The following is a 558-nucleotide window of genomic DNA, read 5'->3' as shown; positions in this document are numbered from 1 at the left end:
ACATACTTTCAAACCGGATATGCCGCCGCCGAACAAAGTGTTCGGGCCGATGGCATGGATGCGCGCCAACCTGTTTTCCAGCTGGCTCAACACCCTGCTGACGCTGCTGGCGTTCTACCTGATCTACCTGGTGGTGCCGCCAATCCTGAGCTGGGCGATCATCGACGCCAACTGGGTTGGCACCACGCGTGCCGATTGCACCAAAGAGGGCGCCTGCTGGGTGTTTATCCAACAGCGCTTCGGGCAGTTCATGTACGGCTACTACCCCGGCGACCTGCGCTGGCGCGTGGACCTGACCGTGTGGCTGGCCATCGTCGGTGTGGCGCCGTTGTTTATCTCGCGTTTCCAGCGCAAGGCGGTCTACGGCCTGGGTTTCCTGGTGCTGTACCCGATCATCGCGTTCTTCCTGCTGCACGGCGGGATTTTCGGCCTGACCAATGTGGCGACCAGCCAATGGGGCGGCCTGATGCTGACCCTGGTAATCGCCACTGTCGGCATCGCCGGCGCCTTGCCGCTGGGCATCATGCTCGCGTTGGGGCGGCGCTCGAACATGCCGGC

1 pseudogene is annotated in these 558 nt (G+C 62.9%); it reads left to right on the top strand.

The features are described 5' to 3' along the window. Positions 1–558: pseudogene (locus OQK_RS01415) on the top strand (amino acid ABC transporter permease); the annotation flags it as partial.

Origin of the sequence: Pseudomonas sp. R62 (assembly GCF_000257605.1) — a bacterium.
Taxonomy (GTDB): Bacteria; Pseudomonadota; Gammaproteobacteria; order Pseudomonadales; family Pseudomonadaceae; genus Aquipseudomonas; species Aquipseudomonas atacamensis.
This window is presented reverse-complemented; position numbering and strand designations above follow the sequence as displayed.